Origin of the sequence: Trichlorobacter sp. (assembly GCF_030247655.1) — a bacterium.
In the GTDB taxonomy this organism is placed as follows: domain Bacteria; phylum Desulfobacterota; class Desulfuromonadia; order Geobacterales; family Pseudopelobacteraceae; genus Trichlorobacter.
The window spans coordinates 12282-33229 of sequence record NZ_JAOTRZ010000014.1; the positions used below are offsets into that span (position 1 = coordinate 12282).

General features: G+C 55.8%; 29 protein-coding genes. 28 read left to right on the forward strand and 1 reads right to left on the reverse strand.

Annotated elements, in window-relative coordinates; all coding sequences use genetic code 11:
• The first annotated feature begins 25 nt into the window (after positions 1-25).
• The 19 genes from OEL57_RS02310 (at position 26) to OEL57_RS02400 (ending at position 12663) form a co-directional block, all read left to right on the forward strand.
• On the forward strand, positions 26-400 hold the full coding sequence (locus tag OEL57_RS02310) for a hypothetical protein (RefSeq protein WP_300736526.1): 375 nt from the start codon (positions 26-28) through the stop codon (positions 398-400).
• Positions 397-660: a hypothetical protein gene (locus OEL57_RS02315; protein WP_300736529.1), complete on the forward strand. Its 264-nt coding sequence runs from the start codon at positions 397-399 to the stop codon at positions 658-660. Before OEL57_RS02310 ends, OEL57_RS02315 begins: the two co-directional genes overlap by 4 nt.
• On the forward strand, positions 650-868 hold the full coding sequence (locus OEL57_RS02320) for a TraR/DksA family transcriptional regulator (protein ID WP_300736532.1): 219 nt from the start codon (positions 650-652) through the stop codon (positions 866-868). Before OEL57_RS02315 ends, OEL57_RS02320 begins: the two co-directional genes overlap by 11 nt.
• Complete coding sequence (locus OEL57_RS02325) at positions 865-1200, forward strand: hypothetical protein (protein WP_300736534.1); 336 nt, start codon at positions 865-867, stop codon at positions 1198-1200. The genes OEL57_RS02320 and OEL57_RS02325 overlap by 4 nt, the downstream gene beginning before the upstream one ends.
• Entirely contained in the window at positions 1197-1442 is a 246-nt protein-coding gene (locus OEL57_RS02330; RefSeq protein ID WP_300736537.1) for a hypothetical protein, read from the forward strand. Before OEL57_RS02325 ends, OEL57_RS02330 begins: the two co-directional genes overlap by 4 nt.
• Positions 1442-1921 carry a DUF1804 family protein gene (locus tag OEL57_RS02335; protein WP_300736539.1) on the forward strand — a complete coding sequence of 160 codons (480 nt, stop codon included), beginning with the start codon at positions 1442-1444 and terminating at the stop codon, positions 1919-1921. The genes OEL57_RS02330 and OEL57_RS02335 overlap by 1 nt, the downstream gene beginning before the upstream one ends.
• Positions 1908-3485: a hypothetical protein gene (locus tag OEL57_RS02340; RefSeq protein WP_300736542.1), complete on the forward strand. Its 1578-nt coding sequence runs from the start codon at positions 1908-1910 to the stop codon at positions 3483-3485. The genes OEL57_RS02335 and OEL57_RS02340 overlap by 14 nt, the downstream gene beginning before the upstream one ends.
• The gene (locus tag OEL57_RS02345) at positions 3485-5887 is read left to right on the forward strand and encodes a phage portal protein family protein (RefSeq protein WP_300736544.1); all 2403 of its coding nucleotides are present in this window, start codon (positions 3485-3487) and stop codon (positions 5885-5887) included. Before OEL57_RS02340 ends, OEL57_RS02345 begins: the two co-directional genes overlap by 1 nt.
• Positions 5884-6336 (forward strand): phage virion morphogenesis protein, encoded by a 453-nt coding sequence (locus tag OEL57_RS02350; protein ID WP_300736546.1) that lies wholly within the window; start codon positions 5884-5886, stop codon positions 6334-6336. Before OEL57_RS02345 ends, OEL57_RS02350 begins: the two co-directional genes overlap by 4 nt.
• Before the next feature lie 174 nt (positions 6337-6510).
• Positions 6511-7638 carry a hypothetical protein gene (locus OEL57_RS02355; protein WP_300736549.1) on the forward strand — a complete coding sequence of 376 codons (1128 nt, stop codon included), beginning with the start codon at positions 6511-6513 and terminating at the stop codon, positions 7636-7638.
• Positions 7635-8018 (forward strand): capsid cement protein, encoded by a 384-nt coding sequence (locus tag OEL57_RS02360; RefSeq protein ID WP_300736552.1) that lies wholly within the window; start codon positions 7635-7637, stop codon positions 8016-8018. The genes OEL57_RS02355 and OEL57_RS02360 overlap by 4 nt, the downstream gene beginning before the upstream one ends.
• A gap of 27 nt (positions 8019-8045) precedes the next feature.
• Positions 8046-8972: a hypothetical protein gene (locus OEL57_RS02365; protein ID WP_300736555.1), complete on the forward strand. Its 927-nt coding sequence runs from the start codon at positions 8046-8048 to the stop codon at positions 8970-8972.
• Positions 8973-8984: 12 nt separating this feature from the next.
• Positions 8985-9335, forward strand: coding sequence for a hypothetical protein (locus OEL57_RS02370; RefSeq protein WP_300736558.1), 351 nt, complete (start codon positions 8985-8987; stop codon positions 9333-9335).
• A 3-nt stretch (positions 9336-9338) separates the two neighbouring features.
• On the forward strand, positions 9339-9806 hold the full coding sequence (locus OEL57_RS02375) for a DUF1320 domain-containing protein (RefSeq protein ID WP_300736560.1): 468 nt from the start codon (positions 9339-9341) through the stop codon (positions 9804-9806).
• 2 nt (positions 9807-9808) lie between these two features.
• Positions 9809-10339 (forward strand): Gp37 family protein, encoded by a 531-nt coding sequence (locus tag OEL57_RS02380; protein WP_300736562.1) that lies wholly within the window; start codon positions 9809-9811, stop codon positions 10337-10339.
• Positions 10339-10587, forward strand: coding sequence for a hypothetical protein (locus tag OEL57_RS02385; RefSeq protein ID WP_300736564.1), 249 nt, complete (start codon positions 10339-10341; stop codon positions 10585-10587). The genes OEL57_RS02380 and OEL57_RS02385 overlap by 1 nt, the downstream gene beginning before the upstream one ends.
• Positions 10577-11824 carry a phage tail sheath subtilisin-like domain-containing protein gene (locus OEL57_RS02390; RefSeq protein WP_300736566.1) on the forward strand — a complete coding sequence of 416 codons (1248 nt, stop codon included), beginning with the start codon at positions 10577-10579 and terminating at the stop codon, positions 11822-11824. Before OEL57_RS02385 ends, OEL57_RS02390 begins: the two co-directional genes overlap by 11 nt.
• Positions 11824-12345, forward strand: a complete 522-nt coding sequence (locus OEL57_RS02395) for a phage major tail tube protein (RefSeq protein WP_300736569.1) — start codon at positions 11824-11826, stop codon at positions 12343-12345. The genes OEL57_RS02390 and OEL57_RS02395 overlap by 1 nt, the downstream gene beginning before the upstream one ends.
• A 3-nt stretch (positions 12346-12348) precedes the next feature.
• A complete protein-coding gene (locus tag OEL57_RS02400) occupies positions 12349-12663 on the forward strand; it encodes a phage tail assembly protein (RefSeq protein ID WP_300736571.1) in 315 nt (104 codons plus the stop codon).
• Positions 12664-12745: 82 nt separating this feature from the next.
• On the opposite strand, the gene OEL57_RS02405 is transcribed toward OEL57_RS02400, so the two are convergent.
• On the reverse strand, positions 12746-12943 hold the full coding sequence (locus tag OEL57_RS02405) for a hypothetical protein (protein WP_300736574.1): 198 nt from the start codon (positions 12941-12943) through the stop codon (positions 12746-12748).
• 9 nt (positions 12944-12952) lie between these two features.
• Between OEL57_RS02405 and OEL57_RS02410 the strand changes: the two genes are divergently transcribed.
• From OEL57_RS02410 to OEL57_RS02450, 9 genes are all read left to right on the forward strand, one after another.
• Complete coding sequence (locus OEL57_RS02410) at positions 12953-15550, forward strand: phage tail tape measure protein (protein ID WP_300736576.1); 2598 nt, start codon at positions 12953-12955, stop codon at positions 15548-15550.
• On the forward strand, positions 15550-16107 hold the full coding sequence (locus OEL57_RS02415) for a phage tail protein (protein WP_300736579.1): 558 nt from the start codon (positions 15550-15552) through the stop codon (positions 16105-16107). The genes OEL57_RS02410 and OEL57_RS02415 overlap by 1 nt, the downstream gene beginning before the upstream one ends.
• Positions 16104-16331, forward strand: a complete 228-nt coding sequence (locus OEL57_RS02420; RefSeq protein WP_300736580.1) for a tail protein X — start codon at positions 16104-16106, stop codon at positions 16329-16331. The genes OEL57_RS02415 and OEL57_RS02420 overlap by 4 nt, the downstream gene beginning before the upstream one ends.
• Positions 16319-17374 carry a phage late control D family protein gene (locus OEL57_RS02425; RefSeq protein WP_300736581.1) on the forward strand — a complete coding sequence of 352 codons (1056 nt, stop codon included), beginning with the start codon at positions 16319-16321 and terminating at the stop codon, positions 17372-17374. The genes OEL57_RS02420 and OEL57_RS02425 overlap by 13 nt, the downstream gene beginning before the upstream one ends.
• A complete protein-coding gene (locus OEL57_RS02430; protein WP_300736582.1) occupies positions 17371-17997 on the forward strand; it encodes a phage baseplate assembly protein V in 627 nt (208 codons plus the stop codon). Before OEL57_RS02425 ends, OEL57_RS02430 begins: the two co-directional genes overlap by 4 nt.
• A complete protein-coding gene (locus OEL57_RS02435; protein WP_300736583.1) occupies positions 17998-18372 on the forward strand; it encodes a GPW/gp25 family protein in 375 nt (124 codons plus the stop codon).
• A complete protein-coding gene (locus OEL57_RS02440) occupies positions 18359-19465 on the forward strand; it encodes a baseplate assembly protein (protein ID WP_300736585.1) in 1107 nt (368 codons plus the stop codon). The genes OEL57_RS02435 and OEL57_RS02440 overlap by 14 nt, the downstream gene beginning before the upstream one ends.
• Positions 19465-20049 carry a phage tail protein gene (locus tag OEL57_RS02445; RefSeq protein WP_300736588.1) on the forward strand — a complete coding sequence of 195 codons (585 nt, stop codon included), beginning with the start codon at positions 19465-19467 and terminating at the stop codon, positions 20047-20049. The genes OEL57_RS02440 and OEL57_RS02445 overlap by 1 nt, the downstream gene beginning before the upstream one ends.
• A gap of 14 nt (positions 20050-20063) precedes the next feature.
• On the forward strand, positions 20064-20948 hold an 885-nt coding region (locus OEL57_RS02450; protein WP_414718495.1), incomplete at its 3' end, for a hypothetical protein.

The following is a 20948-nucleotide window of genomic DNA, read 5'->3' on the forward strand; positions in this document are numbered from 1 at the left end:
CCTCGCATACCTCGGGCGGTCGCCCGTGGCCCTCCAGGCTATGCTCTATACCTGCGCCGGTCTGTTGCTGATCTGCATCGGCCTGGGGGTAGCGGTTGAGATTCAAAGCACACGCCTGGCCGCTGCCAACGCCACCATCGGCAAACTACAGGCCGAGAAAAAGAGCCTGGGCGACCAGATCATCACACAGAACAGGGCGGTTGAGCAGTGGAAGACCGAAGCCGACAAACAGGCCCAGCGGGTGCTTGCAGCCCAGGCCGCTGCCGAAAAGGTCCGCACCGTAACGGTAGAGCGGGTACGTGAGGTCACTGTAGCAGCCATACCGCAATCATGCCCTGAATCTGACGGCTGGCTGATCAATTGGGGCCTGCAGTTCAATGCCCGGTGGGAGGCTCAATGAAACGATTGGTACTTGCTTTGACAGTGCTGCTGTCCGGCTGCTGCACTCTGCCGGAAACCGTAGAGGTACCGGTTGCCGTGCCCTGCACGCCACCCCCGGTGGCCCAGCGACCACAACTATCAATCCGCCACCTTAAAGCAGGCCTGCCGCCTGCAGAGGTTAAACGCTTGTACGCCGAGTCCCTGGAACAACTAAGCGGCTATGCCACGGGGTTGGAGAAACTGTTGAACGGCTATCGAGGGGGCAACCGTGCCCGATGATATGGACCACGCGCAGGCCCGCGCTGAAGAGTACACCGCCGATGCATTGCGGGAACATTGGCGCCACCAGAAACTAGGAGTAGGGCTGAGCCACTGCGAAGAGTGCGGAGAACCGATACCAGAAGCCAGGCGGCGGGCACAGCCAACCGCCACCCATTGTGTAGACTGCCAGGCAGCTCTTGAAGTCAACCAACGGAGGATCACGTGACACCACAGGACGTAGCCGCACTAACCGCCATAGCCGCCATTGTCAAACAGATTGGCGCGTGGCCCATGATCAGCGTGTTCATGCTGGTAACCGTTGGCCCCTGGCTGGGCATGTGGTGGTTTACCCGCATCTATGAGAAACGGCATGCCGCCGTTGTCACCATGTACACCGACAACGTGTCGCTGGTGAAGAGCTTCGAGAAGATCGCCGCCTCCCTGCAGGATGTGGTGATCCTGAACACACAGGCCATGCAGGGCATTAAAGAGAGTGTGGATAACAACATCTACTGCCCGATCATGCGTAAAGACCCCAAGGTGGAGAAAGCACTATGAACCTGGAACGCGCCGCCATGATGGGCAAGCTGGCCGAGGCCAGACAAAAACGGCAACGGCTGGAGCTGAAGATTGAGGGCAACGCCCGCCTGGTCTGTCAGGGTCTCAACACGCTGCTGACCCCTGCCGCTGATCTGGAGATCCCGCTGCTGGATGAACAATTTGATGAGCTGAAAACCGCCTGGGCTGAACTGCAGGTAGTCAACAGCGAAATAGCCCGTCTGGAAAAGGCCCTACGCTAATGGCTGCGAAGGGTGCCAAAGCAGAGCTGGAGACCGTTGTCCGCCAGTCCTACATTGAGACCGGCAACCTGACCCTGGCTGCCGAGACCCACGGCGTATCCCGCCAGACCGCCAGCGAATGGAAGCGCCGGGCTGGGGATGAATGGGACAAGGCCAGGGAACGTAAAGCCAGCTTCGGCCTGCGGATGGAAGCCCTGCTGGACAGAGAGCTGAAATATGCCGAGAGCCGCTTAGCCGGTGCAGTAGAAGGCGGCACCCTGGATAATCTGAGCAAGCTGGGGGCGCTGGTGGTTAAGTTCCTGGCCATCGAATCCCAGGGTAGCGGTTATGACCGGGCCAAGGTGTTTCTGGAAAACCTGCAGTGGATTGTTTCCTGGTTGCGGGAAAATGACCCGGAGGGGCTGAAGGTGCTGGCAACAGACTTTGACGCCATGACCATGCAGTTTAAAACGGAGCTGATGAACAATGGCCCTGCGTAAGCGCCCAAACCTCACCGAGGGTCAGTTCGATAAACAGCTCACCGAGCTGAAGGCGTGGATACGCGAGTCCGTATCCCCCTTTGAAAACGACACCCCGGAAAAGCAGGCAGCACGTAAGAAGAGAGGCGAAACCGACCTCCTCTTTTTCTTTGAGACCTACCTGCCCCACTACTTTTCCTGCGCCTTTGGTGAGTTTCATGAAGAGTGGCAGGAAGCCACTGAACATCAAGACCAGTTTGACATTATCGGCGCTCCCCGTGAACACGCCAAGTCCACCTTCTTTACCCTGGGTAACCCGGTCCATAAGATTGTTTACCGGCTGAAGCGGTTTATCTGGCCCTGCTCTGATACCCATGATCAGGCCACCGGTTTCAGTGCCCAGATCAAGGCCGAGCTGGAAGAGAACCCACGCCTCAAGCATGACTTCGGCAACCTGAAAACAAAGGTCTGGAGCGATGACGAATTCGAGACCAGCAACGGTGTCAAGGTTCTGGCCCGTGGCCGTGGCGATAAGGTTCGGGGTATCCGCTACCGCCAGTACCGCCCGGACATGGTCATTTTTGATGACATGGAAAACGACGAAACCGTCGAGAATCCCCGTACCACCAAGAAGATCATCAACTGGATACGCGGTGCTGTGCTGGGTTCGCTGGGGGCTGGTTACTCGGCCATCATGGTGGGCAACCTGTTCCACAGCAAGAGCGCCATTGTCCAACTGATTACCGACATTGACGAAGAGACCGGAGAGCGTCGCTACTGGTCCAAGGTCTACGCGGCGATTCTGGATGAAGGCGGGCCGAATGAGCGTCCCCTGTGGCCTGCCAACTGGCCTATGGAGCGGTTGCGCAAGAAGCGCCGGGATGTGGGCAAATATACCTTTAACAAGGAAATGATGAACAAGGTGGGCGTAGAGGATACGCCGTTCCCGGAAGAACAGGCCCGCTACTATCAGCGGATTGAATTGGTGGAGCTGGCGCTGGAGATAGCCACTTTCCTTGATCCATCGGCCAAGGCTGGCGAAGGCAACGACTTCCGGGCCTGTGTCACCATCGGCCTGCATCGGCCTACCATGGTGTTTCGCTGCCTGCATGCCTGGATCAAAAAGCAGTCCATTGCCGCCATGTTCACCGCTGCCTACAACCAGTTTGATACCTACGGCGGCAGGATCGGCATTGAAGAGAACATGCTCAAGGACTTTCTGCACGAGGCTATCCAAAACTATGCCCGTGATGCAGGCCGCTATCTCCCCTGGGAGCCGGTTCACCACAGCACCAACAAGGAAGGCCGGATCATCGGCACCTGCTCCTATCTGTGGGAATACGGCAAGTTTCTGTTTGAACGGGGGCAGTCTGACCAGAACCTGCTGGTTGAGCAGTTTGTCTACATCCTCAATAAGTCCGTCCACGATGACGGCCCTGATGCGGCTGAATCAGCCATCAGCATGCTGCAGGGTGGTGTGGGCGGTTGGGCAGCATCAAGGCCAACCACCATCATTCGCCCTGTACATCAATTCAGCGGTTTCAGTACCGGATCAGCCAGAGATATCCTTGCGGGGTACCGATAATGTCAAACGGCCTTTACCTTCCTGACGGCTCATATATGCGTTTTGCCGAACCGGCTGCCACCTCCGGTTCGTTATCTACAGAGATAGCCGTCCGTAGTCGTTCAATGGACTATTACGCCATTGGCAACATGTACCTGCCCAACCCTGATCCGGTCCTGAAGGCCCAGGGTAAGGACATACAGGTCTACACCGATCTGCTGATTGATGACCGGGTGGGCGGTGGGCTGATCAACCGCACCGGCGCTGCCAAGTCGCTGGTTTGCTCTGTTGAGCGCGGCACCTCTTCAACAAAGCATTTCAAGGCCGTTAAAGAGATATTCGCAGGCCTTAAAATCAACAGCATCATAGAGACCATTCTGAAGGCCAGAGGCTACGGTTACGCCCCCATTGAAGTGATATGGGGCAACAAATACGGTCTGACCGTACCGGTTGATCTGGTGGGCAAACCGCAACGCTGGTTTGTCTATGGCCAAAACAACGAACTACGCTTCCGTAGCCGTGACCACCTGATGGACGGTGAGGAACTGCCGCCCCGTAAATTCATCTGCCCCACCAACGAGGCCAGCTATGACAACCCCTACGGTCTGGGCCTGCTTAGCCGATGCTTCTGGCCCGTGGCATTCAAGAAGGGCGGCTGGCGCTTCTGGGTCCAGTTCAGCGAGAAATTCGGGCAGGTCTGGCCAGTGGGCAAACTGCCCCGCACTGCAACACCTGAACAGCGTGAGGAAATGCTGGATAGGCTAACCAGGATGGTTCAGGACGCCGCCGCCGTAATCCCTGATGATGGCAGCATCGCCCCGTTTGAAAGTGGCACTAAAACCGCCACAACGGATCTGTATCGCGGGATCATTGCTGAGGCGAACAACGCCATATCAACTATATGGTTGGGTCATGCCGGAGCCGGAGAATCTACCCCCGGCAAGTTGGGCGGCGAATCAGCAGCCACAGCGGTGCGGGATGATATCCGTGATGATGACGCCAACCTGATTACCGAAACCCTGCAGCAGGTAGTTAACTGGATCTGCGAGATCAACTGGGGCAGCGCTGCAGATGCTCCCCTGGTGAAACTGAAGCAAAAAGAGCAGATCGACACAACCCAGGCCGAGCGTGATGACAAGTTGACCCAGGCCATGGAGCGATCCGGCAAGCGGTTGACCACGGCCTACTACATCAAGACCTACAGCCTGGACCCGGAGGATATTGAAGACGCAGCCCCAGACGTGGCCCCGGTGATCCCCAAATCCCTGATAGGCAAAACCGGTAGGGTGCAGAGTGTTGACCCTCTGCCGCCCGTGCAGTTTGCCGACCCTGATCCTGCAGCCCAGGACTCTGCCGATATCGCCGCCACCCGCCTGTCTGAGGTAACGGAGCCAGTTATTACCAAATGGCTGCAGGCCCTGAAGCGGGAAGTTGATCAGGCCGGTAATCTGATCGACCTGCGGGCCGACCTGCTGAAGGTTCAGGGGCTGGATCTGGCCGACCTGGCCGCGCCGATCCGCGACGGCCTGTTGCTCTCCAGGTTGGCAGGCCGGGCAGAGGTGATTGACGAAATAGCCGCCTCAGAGGCTGGTGCATCGTTTGCCGAGATCACCCGTATGCATGATTGGGCAGCCGGGCATACATACGCCGAAGCATCGTTAATCTCTGCTCTAAACCTCCCCTTTAAAGAAGCGATCGCATTTTTCCGCAACAAGGTCAGCATCCCGACTGAGCGCTGGAATGACCTGTTCATAGACCAGCACTCCCAGGGGTTCATGATCGCCGGTGCCATCAAAGGGGATTTGATCAGCGATATCCGTGATGCCGTTGACCAGGCTATCAGCAGCGGCCTGACCCTGGAACAGTTCCGCCAACAGTGGGACGCCATAGTAGAGCGCCACGGCTGGACCTACAACGGTGGCCGCAACTGGCGTACCCGCATCGTCTACGAGACCAATACCCGGCAGGCCTACAACGCCGGTCGCTGGCAGCAGGTCACTGACCCTGATGTCCTGAAAACCCGCCCATATCTGGCATACCGCCACGGTGATTCAATCCGCCCCCGTCCGCTGCACCTGGCATGGAACGGCACCGTGTTGCCTGCAGACGACCCCTGGTGGGCAACCCACAGCCCGCAGAACGGCTGGGGCTGCAAATGCAAAGTGTTCAGCGTTGGCGAACGGGACATCAAGCGAATGGGCGACCAGGCCAAGCGCAGTGCGCCACAGGATGGCAGTTACCAGTGGACCGACAAACAGGGCCGGACGTTCACCATTCCCAACGGCATTGATCCAGGGTTCCAGTACAACCCAGGCCAGGCAGCCACTAAAGGCAAGCAGATCCTCAACGACCGTATCAACCAGCTGCCGCCTGACATCGCCAAGGGCATCCGGGCCGAGATTACCCAGGGAGAAAAGCGGTGAGTCTGGTCACCATCAACCACAATCTGCCGGACGCTCAAAAGCGGTTAGAAGCGCTGGCCCGCAAGGCTGGCACTATCCAACCGGCATTGAAAACAATCGGGCTAGCCCTGGAGGCCAATATCCGGGAGCGTTGGGATAAGGAGATCGATCCGGCAGGTAATAAGTGGCAAGCGCTGAAGGCTTCTACGTTAAAGCGCAAGGCCAAGAAAAAGAAACCGCTCAAAATCCTCCTGCAGGATGACCAATTACGTTTCAACATCAACAGCCAGGTTGAGGGGTCTAACCTGATTATTGGTAGCCCCCAGAAATATGCCGCTGTCCATCAACTGGGCGGCCCGGCAGGTCGCAAGGGCAGACAGTTCACTATGACTGCCCGCCCCTTCCTCGGCATCAGCAAACAGGACGAGGCCGACATTCTGGACGAGATTGAGCAACATCTGAAATTTTAGCCCCTGTGGCTGTTTTTACCCTTCAGAGGCGGCAAGGGTAAGGGTGAAACCCATCTACCCAGTTTATAAACAGCGTCAGGCCCGTTTACACGGAATTTTTGAACAGGTCAACGGACTGATTTTGGAGACTGCAGTACGGTGCGTTGGCACCGTACACAACAGGAGAAGAAAATCATGGATGAATGGGATCTGGTTTTTCGTGCTGGAAAGCACACTGACAGCTCCGGCAATACCCGCAACTGGACCACTGATGATCTGGACAAGATCGTCTGTTCATTTAATCCGGAGGTTCATGAGCCGCCCCTGGTGATTGGGCATCCGGCAGACAACGCCCCGGCGTTTGGCTGGGTTGCCGGTATCAAGCGAGAGGGCACCGGCCTGTACCTGAAATACAAGGACGTGGCCAACGAGTTCAAGGACTGGGCAGCCAAGAAGCTGTTCAAGAAAAAGTCCATAGCACTCTACCCGGACGGTTCCCTGCGCCACATCGGCTATCTGGGGGCCATGCCTCCGGCCATCAAAGGTCTGCCGGATTTTGCATTTAATGATGGCGACCGTGGCACTGCCATTACCTACGAATACAGCGACTGGCGCATGACCACCCTGGGTCAAATCATCCTGCGCCTCCGTGACCACCTGGTTGAAACCCTGGGCGCGGAAAAGGCTGACAACATAATCAAGGGCTGGGAGGTGCAGGATCTGCTGACACCACCGCCTGAACCGGAGCAATCAAACAGTCTGTACAACGAACCCGAGGAGGAAGGTATGAAACCTGAAGAGGTGCAAGATTTAATCACCAAGGCTGTGGGCACAACCGCAGCACAGTTCGCCGAAAACATGAAAACGGTCGGCGAGACCATCAAGGGCCTGTCCGAACAGGTCGGCAACCTGCAGAAACAGTTGACCACCGAGCGTGATGGCAGGCTGCGGGCTGAGTTCCGCGAATTCCTGATGACCCCGGAAATGCAACAGCGGGTAGCAGAAGGATCACGGGAGGCCACCATCAACCATATGATGACCCTGGCCAGTGCAGCCCCGGTTGAGTTTGGCGAGGGTGACGGCAAGACCACCCGCTCGGCCCTGGACGTCTACAAGGGGCAGCTGATGGCGCTGCCCACAGTGGTTCAGTTTGGTGAGCATGCCACCAAGGACAAGGTGGGTGATCTGGCCAAGGTTGGCGACATGGATGTTGACACGCTGGCAGCAAACGCCCGGCAGTTTGTTGAATCCGAGGCCGCTGCAGGTCGTACCGTTTCGTACACCGATGCTGTTTCGCACATTAAGAAAGGGGGTGCCAAGTGAGGCCCGGTAATCGTTACAACTACACCGCACAAGGGGCAATCCCCCGCTATCGTTTTGTTACGCCTGGCACTGCAGACCGCACCGTAAAAGTGGCGGTTGGCGCAACCGCTCCACTGACTGGCGTTTGTCATGACATCAACCTGGTTGATGGTGAGCGGGGCGATATCGTGCGCGATGCCATGCCGGAGATTGAGTATGGCGGCACAGTAACCCGTGGCGATCTGCTGACCTCTGATGCCGAGGGGCGGGCCATTGCCGTTGTTGATCCGGCTGCAGGCACAACCGTCTACTACGGCGCTATTGCCGAAGTGTCCGGCGTACTCGGCGATATCTGCCCGACCTTCCTTGCTACCGGCAAGCTGATTGGTCCGGCTGCCTAACCCACATTACACGAGAGGAGATACCCCGTGCCTAAATCTGCATACGCAGTAGAACCTGAATTAACGGCCATAACCCGTGCCTACCACAACGGCAAACTGATTGCTGATGACGTTATGCCCCGGCTGCCGTCAATCAACAAAGAAGAGTTCAAGTTTAACGAGTTTTCCAACGCTGATGAGGCTTTTACCGTGCCTGACACCTCGGTGGGACGTACATCAGACGTTAACCAGGTTGGCCAGTCATCCACACAAAAGACCGGATCAACCGAGGATCGCGGTCTGAAGGATGCTATCCCGCTGCCTGATATTGATGACAACCCAGAGGCCAACCTTCCGGGCCGGTCAACTGAGTTCCTGACAAACCTGATCCTGCTGGATCGTGAGATCCGCGTGGCAAAGATGGCGTTTGATGCTGACAATTACCCCTCATCAAACAAGCTGGCCCTGACAGGCGATAGCAAACTGACATCCGCCCTCTGTGATCCGATTGAGATTTTTGAGGAGGCGCTGAACAGCTGCATCATGCGGCCCAACAAGATGGCCATTGGCCGCTATGACTATTCTCTGCTGTCACGCAATCCCAGCATTATCAAGGCCATCAACAAAACTGACGGCGAGAAGGGCAAGGCCACAAAGCAGCAACTGATGGAGCTGTTTGAGCTGGATGACATCCTGATCGGCGAGGCCTGGGTCAACAATGCCCGTAAGGGTCAGGCACGTAGCATGAAGCGGGTCTGGGATGAGTCAATTCTGTTCTTCAGTAACGACCCGTTGGCCGATACCCGCCAGGGCACTACCTACGCCTATACGGTGCCCTATCGTCAACGGGTGACCCTGTCCAAGATAGATAGCGACAAAGGTCTGCACGGCAGCCTGGTCATTAAAGTGGGCGAGTCCGTTAAAGAGCTGATCGTGGCCAATGACATGGCATTCCTGCTGACAGGCACACGGTAAGGAGGGGGGTACATGAACAAGTCTAAGTACATCGTTGTTACACAATTTCACGGCCTCGGGCGGATACACAAGGTTGATAGCGAGATTGAGCTAACTAGTGATGAAGCATCCGAGCTGGCCAGTTTTATCAAGCCTGCTGACGGCAGCGCCATGCCTGCCACCACCGCCCAGGATACCAGCCTCCAGAAACGGATCACCGAGCTGGAGGACGAGCTGCAAAAGCACCAGGAATCTCTGGCCACGTTGTTGGATGATCACGAGGCCATATTTGCCAACTACAAGCAGCAGATCGCCGACCTGCAGGCCGAAAACGAGCAACTGAAGGCAGCAGCAGCCAAGCCTGCCGCTAAAGGGGCCAAGTAAGTAATGTACACCACAGCGGAGATACTCATCGAGAAGTACGGTGTTGACCATCTGATCAACCTCACCATCAAGCGCCCAACCGGTGAGGAGACCGAACCTGACTACACGGTGATCAACCGCGAAATCAGCCGGGTGGACGGCATTGTCAATGGGTATCTCCGCAGTCGTTATGCCCTGCCGCTGTCAGAGGTTCCACCAGAGCTGGCAGGCTATGCCGAGGATATGGCCATTGCCCGGATCTACGGCTGCATGCCGGAGCGGACGGTGCCGGAAGATGTGACCAGGGCAGCAAAGGAGGCGGTAGCCTGGCTGCGGGATGTGCAGAAGGGGCTGGCCACACTCAGTATTGAAACACTGCCCCCGGCCTCAACCGGAGCTGAACCAGGTACAACCGGCTTTTTCAAAACCAACAAGACCAGTGCCGATCGCATTTTCAGCGATTCAGTGTTTGATTCGTTTACAGGCCGCTAACCATGGATTTTATCAGCCCCATAGAAGACGCGATCATTGACCGGCTGCTGGCAAAAACAGGCAAGCGGGTACTGGTGCAGCCCTACCCGGATGATCCTGAGATCTATGAGCCGACCCATGCAATCGGTGCCCTGCTGGTCCGCTACACAGAGGGCAATTACGGAGATACACGGGACACCAGCCTAGTTGTCCAGGACAGGGAAATGTTGTTTGAGGTCACCCTGGCCATGTGGAGCCTGCGGGGGAAGCAGGGCGGTATTTACGAATTCATGGAAACGGTGCGGGCGGGTCTGACCGGGTTTATACCGCCCAACTGCAGTAAGAAGTTGACCCCGATCAGTGAGGGGTATGCAGGCCGTAGTTCCGGCCTCAAGATCAAGAACAGGCGGCTGTGGCAGTATCAGATCACGTTCAAGACAGAGACGCTGAACATAGAAATCCAGGAAGAGGAACCGGTGATCCTGGTCAAGCGGATCACGGCAATCAGTGAATTAACTAACGAGACGATTGTGGTCTCATCGGAGGTGCCGTAATGGCAAACAAAACCTATCTGTACCAGGGGCCGGTTGCCACCGGCATTACCCTGCCGCCCAAAAAAGAGGGCGATACGCCGGATGAAAAACTGATGCACCCCGGCAAAACCTACAGCCTGCCGGAAGACAACGAGCGGGTCAAAACGCTGCTGGCCAAGGAGTACCTGGTTGAGCAGTCTGCAGATCCGGCCCCAGCCCAGGAACCGGCAAAAGCCGTAAAGGCAAAGGAGACCTCCAGTGCCAGCTAATTATTTACATGGTGTCGAAACCATTACGCTGGATAACGGTGCCAAGCCTATCCGCGTGGTTAAATCTGCCGTTATCGGCATCGTCGGTACCGCGCCGATCCAGACGCTGGACGTGGCCAACCAGACCATTAACAAACCGGTGTTGCTGACATCAGAGGTGGCTGCAGCCAAGTTCTTTGGCGCTGAGACTGCCGGGTACAGCCTGCCAACAGCGTTAAAGGCCGTGTTTAAGAAGGGCGCTGCCACGGTAATTGCCATTAACGTATTCAACCCGGCAACCCACAAAACCGGTTCCACCCCTGACCCGACCCTGGTCACCAATGCCGACATCATCGGCACGGTGGATGCTGCCGGGAACCGCACCGGCATGCAGGCCTGGCTGAATACCTATTCGCTGTTCGGGTTCAAACCGAAAATTTTGATCGCCCCTGGCTGGTCGTTTCTGGCTGCCATCCGCACCGAGCTGGAGACCCTGGCCGGTCGGCTGCATGCCATTGCCTATACCGATGCACCGGTGGGCACCACGTTCCAGCAGGCCATTGAGGGGCGCGGACCTGCCGGTACCGTCAACCTGCAGACCTCATCGCGGCGCAGCATGATCCACTACCCTCACCTGCTGGTTTATGACGCGGTATCGGATGACAATGTGCTGCAGCCCTACAGTGCATTTGCAGCAGGTATCCGGGCCTATAAAGACCTGGAATTCGGCTACTGGTGGTCAAACAGCAATACCCAGATTGACGGCATTGTGGGCACTGAACTGCCGTTGACCGGTGAAATCAACGACTCCACCAGCGAGATCAACCTGCTGAATGAAGTGGGAATCGTGACCGTGTTCAACTCATTCGGCACTGGTTTCCGCACCTGGGGCAGTCGCTCTGCAGCATGGCCGTCCGAATCCGGCCCCAATACGTTTGAGGCCTGTATCCGTACCGGCGATGTGATCGGCGACAGCATTGAATACGCCATGCTTCAATTCATTGACCGGCCATTTAGCCAGGCATTTGTTGATTCTGTTACTGAGAGCGTCCGTTCATTCATGCGCAAACTGCAGGGCGATGGAGCCATCCTGGACGGCAACTGCTGGTATGACAAGGCAGATAACGAGACCACGGAACTGTCAAACGGTCACGTCACGTTCCGCTATGACTACATGTGGCCACCCACCATGGAGCGTATTACGTTCATCCGCACGCTCAACCTGGATTACCTGTCCAGCATCGGAGGTAGCAACTAATGGGACAGACATCAATTAAGCAGATCACCAACGCCAACGTGTACATCGACGGCAACTCGTTCCTCGGCAAAACCGAGGAAATCAAGATGCCGGATGTGGTTGTGACCATGGCCGAGCATAAGGCCCTGGGCCTGGTGGGCAAGGTTGAACTGCCCTCCGGCCTGGATAAGATGGAGTCCACTCAGAAGTGGAACTGTCTCTACCCGGAGGTGTTGAAAAAAGCCGCCAACCCGTTTGCAGCGGTTCAGCTGCAGTGCCGCTCCAGCATGGAGACTTACACCGGCGCAGGCCGCACCGAGCAGGTTCCAGTGGTGGTCTACATCACGGGCACGTTCAAGAAGTTTCCTGCAGGCAATTACAAGCAACACGACAACGTTGAGGCCGAGACCAGTATGTCGGTCACCTACCTGCGGATCAGCATGGACGGTAAAGACATTATTGAGGTGGACGTGCTGGCCAACATCTACAAGGTGGACGGCGTGGACCTACTGGAAGCCTACAAAGCAAACATCGGAGGGTAAGGGATGAAGGTTACGAAGGTTGAAAGCGGCAAACCGTCGCTGAAGGTTGAGGAGGTGGAGATCAGACAGCCGCTGGTTGATGATCTACTGAGGGCGGAGCGGATTGCAGGCAAGGCTGAAGGCCTGGCGTTTATGCTGGCGCTGTTGTCACAGGTGGGAATGTTTGACGGTAAAGCGCTACCGCCTGAAGAGCTGGAGAGGCTGTCGAGCAAGGATTTTTTGGACATATCCAAAGATTTGGAACTGTCGGGTACTCAGACCTTGCCGACCGGGTCATCTACCTCACCCGAGAAGGCAAGTTCAGAGAAGAGCGCATAGGGCGTATGACACTGCCGGAGCTGGATTACTGGATACGGCATGTTGACGGGTACATCAGGGAGTTAAACAAAAGGCTGGAAAATTAGGGGGACGGCTCTTTACGGGCCGTCAGTCCCTGCCAGAGTCCCTGGATGGAGCCAAACACCACGCCAATCAGTAACAGAGCCAACAGAATGCCCAAGCCACACAGAACCAGCACCAACAGCGGCGGGAAGAAACAGCCTGCTAAAAGCAGTATGAAGAGTAAGCCAACGATCCACATGGCATCAGTATAACACAAAGGGAAACAATGTCCACATCCAGCGCAATGACCATAGCTTTGACCTTTAAGGCTATTGATCTGTTAACCGCTCCATTGAAAAAGATCAATGAGCAGGTTGCAGGCGTTGGTACGGCTGCAAGTGGATCTGCAGGCAAAACCGGAGGGCTAACCACCGGCTTGAATAACAACACCCGTGCTGCAACAGGTCTGGGTGCAGCCGTAGCCCGCACCGCCCAGAAGTTTACTCAGTCGTATGATGCCATGATCGCCAAAACCAAGCAGCTGTCGGAAAAAATGAAAGAGGCCGGAGATCGCTCACAACTGGGAGCTGCAGCCAGCGGTGCCGGAGTGATTAAATCCGTTTCTGCCTTCAAGGATCTGGAAGCTGCCCAGACCAGCCTGCAGGTCGCCATGATGGAAAAGGGTGGTGTGGTTAACCAGACGGATTATGCCGCGTTATCAGCCCAGGCCAAACAGTTTGGCAAAGACTACATGGGCAGTAGTGAAGGTTTTTACAAGATGTTCCGCGTACTCCAGGAACAGGGGATTAAAACAAAAGATATCCTGTCCGGTACCGGCAAGGCAGTTGCTGATTTCGCCGCCGTTACCGGTGAGGAATTTAACGATTCGGCGTTAAAGATCGCCAAGTTTCAAGATTCCTTTGGCATTCTGGCCAAGGATATGCCGCAGTTCACCGACCAGCTCTCCAAGGCAAAGTTTGCGTTCGGCCTGGATACCACCGAGGTCTACTACGCCATGCCGTACCTTTCCGGCGCACTTAAACAGGTGGGTATGCAGGGTCTGGAGGCGTCTAATAGCGTACTTCGGATGGCCGGAATCATGGGGCAGGCCGGAATACCAGCCAGCCAGATCGGCGAGTCACTGAACCAGGTCTTTAACCGTATGGCTGATTTCAACACCCGCCTCAACAAGAAGTCTCCCCAGATGGAAGAGATCAGGGAAATTTTAAAAGGCAGCGGCATTGAGCTGAACTTCTGGGACAAAAACGAGAAGTTTGCCGGTGTTGAAAACATGATTGCCCAATTTGAGAAGCTGAAGGGGTTAACAGACCGGCAGAAGATTGAAATTGGCAAGAAGCTGTTTGGGGATGTAGGCGGTAAGGCGGTTGCCATTTTCTCAGAGAAAGGCGTGAAGGGGTGGAGAGAATCTGAAGAGGCTATGAAGCGTCAGGCCGCGCTGTCTGAGCGGATTGCAGCCATCCAGAAAACACTGGCTTTTTTGTGGGATAGTTTCACCGGTACGGTTAAGACCTTTGTCGCCGCCATCGGTGAGGCGATAACCAACAGCACCGGCCTGAAAGCTATTCTAAGCAAACTGAACGATGCCTTTGATTTTGCAAGTAAGTGGATAGAAAGTCATAAAAAAATAGCTGGGCTTATTGGCCTGACCATGGCTGCAACCGCTGCCCTGACTGCCGGTGTGGTTGCCCTGGGTACTGCCGTTATGGTGGGTGGCTCTGTACTGTCCGCCTACGGTAGCGGCCTTAGTGTTATCAAATTTGCTGCAGGTCCGGCTGCCCGTGAAATCAAACTGCTGGTACTGGCCATGCGCGGCATGAGCGCCGCACAGGTGCAGCGGGGCATGTTCGGTGAGATCATCAGCGGCGCTCCCGTTGCCCGGTCGGGCATTATGACCATGACCGCCGCCATCCGCCTATTCAATATCTCCATGCTGTTAAACCCGGTTGGCCTGGCTATCGCGGCCATAGCCGCTGGAGCTCTTCTGGTTATTGCCTATTGGAATCCTATTAAAGCGTTCTTTAAAGGCGTTTGGCAGGGCCTTAAAGAAGGCTTCGCCCCGTTAAAATCTATGTTCGCTGGACTCGGTATCTCCGGCAAATCAATTATGACTACGATTGCTCCGGTAATCGGCTTTTTGAAACAGCTGGGCGTGCCCCTGGAATTCACTGGCAGCACCTTAAAAAAAGTGACGTCCGCAGGTGCTTTGTTCGGCAAAGTCATGGCATTCAATATCAAAGCGGTTTTCGCGCCCATAACAATCCTCGGCAAGCTCATAGGTTGGCTGGCATTTGTTTGGTACACAGCCTTTGAAAAGATGCACAACGCCATAATGTTGTTGTTTAGAAATCCTAAACAGTTCTTTCAGGGCGGCGCCAATATTATCAAAAATATCTGGGAAGGCATGAAAAGCCTGATCAATAAGCCAATCGAGACCATGAAGGGCTTGGCAAACCGCCTCCGTGGTTTCCTGCCGTTTTCCCCTGCTAAAGAAGGTGCCCTGCGGGACATCAACCGGGTGCGCCTGGTTGAAACCATTGCAGAGAGCATAACGCCTGCGCCAATGGTACGGGCCATGAAGGCCGCTACCGCTGCCACCATGATTGCAGCTGCCCCGGCAATGGGCATGGCCCAGCCTGCAGACAATACCAGCCGCCCTGCAGTGGCCAGTCTGGCCCGACCTATCTCTGCAGGTCAGGGCAGCGGTGGAATAACCATCCATTTTGCCCCGCAGATTACCGTCCAGGGCAACGGCGATCCGGCTGCGGTCAAGGGTGCGGTTATGGAGGCAACAAAGGTCAGCCAGGCTGAGCTGGAGCGGATGATTGAACGGATCATGGCGCAGAAACAACGGAGGTCATTCTAATGGCCACCCCGTTTGTGATGCTGGGCACCATCGGCTATGCCAAGCTGACCAGCCCCACGTCCATGGACCTGACCCAGGGTTGGACCTATGCCGAGCATCAGGTAGTAGAGGGTAAGCCGCTGCTGCAGTTTATGGGTGCCAACCTGGACGGTTTCAGCATGACGTTCCTGTTCCACGCCTCATTCTGCATCCCGCAAAAGAGCTATGATGCCCTGGTTGCGCTGGCTAATGCCCACACTGCATTCCCATTGATCCAGGGTAACGGCAGGTACCTGGGGCGGTTTGTGATTACTGAACTGTCCCGTACAGCACAGATGGCTGCTGGTGACGGCACGCTGTTGTCGATTGAGGTTAAGGCCACCCTGAAGGAATACGTTGATAAGAAGCCCCTGGAGACCAAGACGAAGGTGGCCAAGGCCAAGGCCCCGGCCCGGAAGAAAGCAGGCAAGAGAAAGGCCAAGGTTAAAAAGGCGGATGTACCGCAACTGACCGCTGCCAGCCGTGCTGCAGGCTATACGCTGGTTAACAAAAAGACCGTGGTGAGGCAAAAAGCGTGAGCCAGATCATTGAGGTCATAGAGCATATCACAGTTGATGGTGACCGCTGGGATAACCTGGCATGGCAGTATTACGGCGATGCCAACGCCTATGAGCAGATCATTGCGGCTAACCCCGAGGTAATGATCATCCCAATTCTGCCGGGCGGCATCAAACTACTGATCCCGGTCATTGAAGAAGACGAAACCGAATCAACAACGGAGCTGCCACCGTGGAAGCAATAACCGTCCCATCGCCCCGTTGGGTGCTGACCTACAACAAAAAGGACATCTCGGCAGAGATCGCGCCCTACATGCTGCAGATTACCTATACGGACGTGCTGAAGGGCGAGAGCGACGATCTGGAAATTAACCTGGAGAACCGGGATCTGCGCTGGTTGAGCAGCTGGTGGCCATCAAAGGGGGATCAGCTGCAGCTGCAGATAGGCTATGAGGGATCACCAATGATGAACTGCGGCACATTCCAGATTGATGAGTGTGAGGACAACGGTGGAACCGCTGATACGTTCAGTATCCGCGCTCTGGCTGCCGGTGTTACCCAAAGCCTGCGTACTGACAATACCGTGGCCTATGAAGATATGAGTCTGGAAGAAATCGCCCGCAAAATAGCTGGCAAGCACGGCCTGAAGCTGACCGGTACGGTGGGTACTAAAAAACGCCGCCGCAAGGCCAAGCGGGTAACCCAGAAAAAAGAGACGGACCTGGCTTTTTTAAAGCGCCTCGGTGAAGCTGAAGGGGTTGTGTTCAGCATTAAAGATGGCCAGTTGGTCTGGCATGACCAGGACACGCTGGACACGGCCAACAGCATCATTGTCATAGATCGCTCAGCAATGATGCAACGCACGTTTCGCAACAAAACAGACCAGATCTACAGGGGCTGTGAGGTCAGCTATTTTGACCCGGTAAAGAAAAAGCTGATCACGCATCAGTACAAAGATTCCTCAGTTACCACCGGCGATATTTTGAAACTGAATACCCGCTGCGAGTCAAAAGAAGAGGCGATCATCAAGGCAGCAGCAGCACTCAAAAACAGTAACGGTAAACAGATTGAAGGTCAGTTCACCACAACCGGCAATACCATGCTGGTTGCTGGTGTCAACCTGGAGCTGACCGGTCTGGGCCTGCTGTCTGGCGGGTACCAGGCACACAAAGTCAGGCACATCATGGAACGTGGTGGCGGATACAAAACCGCCCCTGAAGTCAGTACCTCGGCCATGCTGGTTAAAGGCATGAAGAACCTACGAAACAACGCAAGGGTGATCAAATGACCGGTACCGTAGTTGCGCGTGATCCAGATAAGCACAAGGTACGGGTGCAGTTCCCGGACCATGACAACATGGTCTCTGACTGGCTGCCGGTGGGGGTTCAAAAGTCCCTGGGTGATTTTGATTACTGGCTGCCGGATCTGCAAACCCAGGTGGCATGCCTGATGGATGAAAACTACGAGTTTGGTGTGGTGGTCTGTGCCATCTATTCAGATGCAGATCTGCCGCCCATCAGTAACCCGGATCTGTTTTACAAGCAGTTCAAGGACGGCACCAACATCCAGTATGACCGGGCAGCCCATAAGCTGAGCGCCAACGTACAGGGGGATGTTGAATTGACCACTACCGGCACCGTTACCAGTGACAGCCAGGGTCTGACCACCATTAAAGCCGCTGTAGGCATTGTACTGCAGGCCCCGTCAATCAACATGGCCAGCTACAACGGCACGGCAGGGGCAGGCACCATAAACGGCACCCTGCATGTTACCGGGAATATTACTGGCGATGCAGAGGTGAGGGACTCTGTGCGTACTATGAGCGGTGATCGTGCAATCTATAACGGTCATACTCACCCGGAAAACGGTGAGGGTGGCGGCACAACTAACCCGCCTGATCAGGGGATGTAAATGACAGTACGTGTCCAGGACATACAAGCGGCAGATTGGTCAATATCGGTGGGCAATCCCGGCCAGGTGGTGGAAGACACCGACGATATCAACCAGTGTATCGGCATCATCCTGACCACACGTCCAGGATCAGACCCACACCGGCCCCTGTTCGGTTGTAATGCCTGGTTGCACCTGGATAAACCGATTCCCGTTGCCCGCCCGCTGGTGGTTGCTGATGTAGTAGAGGCGCTGGAACTGTGGGAACCCAGAATCACGCTAGTGCGAGTAACCACAGAATTTAGCGGTAATACGGTTACCGTCCTGGTTGAGTGGCAATTTAACGGTGATGACACCATTAACAAAACGGAGGTCCGCATAGATGGCGCTGCCTGAACCCTCATTTATCGAACGTGACCCCGCAAAGGTTACCGCTGAAAACATCGCTCTGTATGAGTCACTGTCCGGCAAAACCCTGCAGCCAGCCCAGCCGGAAATGCTGATGGTGAATCAGATATCCTACCGGGAATCCCTGATCCGCATCGGCATCCAGGAAGCAGCAAAGCAGTGCCTGGTTGATTATGCCATCTACCCAATAATCGACTACCTGGGGGCACTGGTAGGGGTTGAACGCCTGCCTGCCCAGTATGCCGTTACCACCCTGCAGTTTGAACTGTCTGAGGCGTTGGCGTTTGATCTGTTAATCCCAATAGCTACGCTGGTGGGCAGTTCTGACGGCCTGTATTCGTTTACCACTGATACAGACCTGACCATCCCTGCAGGTAACCTGACCGGAACCGTCATGGCCACGGCCGAAACAGCCGGTACCGTGGCCAACGACTACGCAATCGGTACCATCACGGACCTGCTCTCGCCGCTGTCCTACATTGACAGCGTCACCAACATAACCGCCACCAGCGGCGGGGTAGATGAGGAAACTGATGATGCCCTACGTGAGCGGATCAAGCTGGCCCCGGAATCGTTCAGCGTGGCCGGTAGCCGTAACGCCTACATCTATTGGGCAAAGACCGCCCATCAAAGCATTATTGATGTAGAGCCGGTGGTTGATAATGAGGGGAACATCACACTCTATCCACTGTTGGCCACCGGTACCCCGTCAACTGAGATCCTGGCAGCGGTTGAAGCCATCTGCTCGGCTGAAAACGTCCGCCCCCTGTCAGACAAGGTTAGCGCCGTGGCACCTACCCGCAAAACAACAGAGATCAATATTGGTCTGGTTATCTACGACAGCGCGGATGCCGCCACGGTCAAGGCCGCTGCAGAAACTGCCCTGGCTACGTACACTACCTGGCTACGTGCCAAGCTGGGCCGGGATGTTATTCGTGAACGGATCACAGCGGTTGCCGGGGTAGACGGCGTATACCGGCCCAGCGTGGTCACCCCTGCAGCCGACATCATTAACGAACTATATGAGTGGTGTGATTGCACCTCAATCACCGTCACCATAACCGGCACGGTGGCAGGCTGATGGCAGCGGACACACGTCTGATACCGGATGCAATCCGTGATGTTTCAACCCTGGCCCTGAATGAGCTGATAGACCGCATGGGCACGCTGGACCTGACACCGCTTCTGGTCTACCTGGTCGACAATGTTGCGGATTCAGCACTGCTGCACCTGGTTGAACAGTTTCACGTTGCCGGGATCGAAGGCGGGGCACTGGCGGAGAACGCCACCAACCGCCGCACACTGATCAAAAACGCCATTGCCATCCACCGCCTGAAGGGCACCCCTGCAGGCATCAAGCGAGCTATCCGTGACGCCGGATTCGGCGAGGTCACCATCATTGAGCGGCCCGGTGAACTATTCCATGACGGCACCTATACCCGCAACGGATTGATGACTCACGGCAACGGTAACGGTGCGTGGCGTAATTACCACATCATTATGCACCGGCTTATAACCGTTGATCAGGCCGTGCTGATCCGGGCGCTGGCCAATGAGTTTGCACCGGTCAGATGCAAATTATTACAAATTGTCTACACAGAGGCACCGTTGCGACACAACGGCGCAGGTTACCACGACGGCAGTTACAGCCGTGGCGCGGCATAAAGGAGACCATAACTATGGCAGATCTAGTAGAAGTATCGGAATGGACACCGGGAATATATCAGTTGGAAACCACTGACCCGGTAGAGGGCGGCCCGGATGGCGTTGACAACCTGCAGGCCAGACAACTGGCCAACCGGACGGCATACTTAAAGGCCTCACTAACTGCCCTGGGAGAGGGTACACAACCGCTGGATGCAACCCTGACTGCTCTGGCTGCCATTACTACTGTTGCCGATAAACTGATCTACGCCACGGGGGCTGATGCGTTTGCCACCACTACCCTGACCGCGTTTGCCCGTACCCTGCTGGATGATGCTGACGCGGCAGCGGCCAGGGCAACCCTGGGTATAGTGGCAGGCTCTGAAACTGCTGCAGGGCTGCTTGAGTTGGCAACGGCTGCAGAAACAGTAACGGGAACTGATTCAGTCAGAGCCACCCATGCTGCAGGCGTTAAAGCGGCAATAGATGCAGCTATTACGGCACTGGTTAACGGATCACCGACAGCCCTGAATCAGTTAAATGAACTGGCGACCGCGTTGGGTAATGATCCCAACTTCGCCACCACTATAACTACAGCGTTGGCAAGCAAGCAGCCCCTTGACGCCACCCTTACCTCCCTTGCAGCTATGGCCACCGCTGCCAACCAGTTAATCTACGCCACCGGTAGCGACACATTTGGAACCACTGCCCTTACCGCGTTTGCCCGTACCCTGCTGGATGATGCTGACGCGGCAACGGCACGGGCAACACTGGGGTTGGGTGCGGCGGCTCTGCTGGCAGTCGGTACCTCCTCTGGGACTGTTGCTGCCGGAGATCATAATCACGGGTCTACATATCAGCCCCTTGACGCCACCCTTACCGCCCTTGCAGCTATGGCCACCGCTGCCAACCAGTTAATC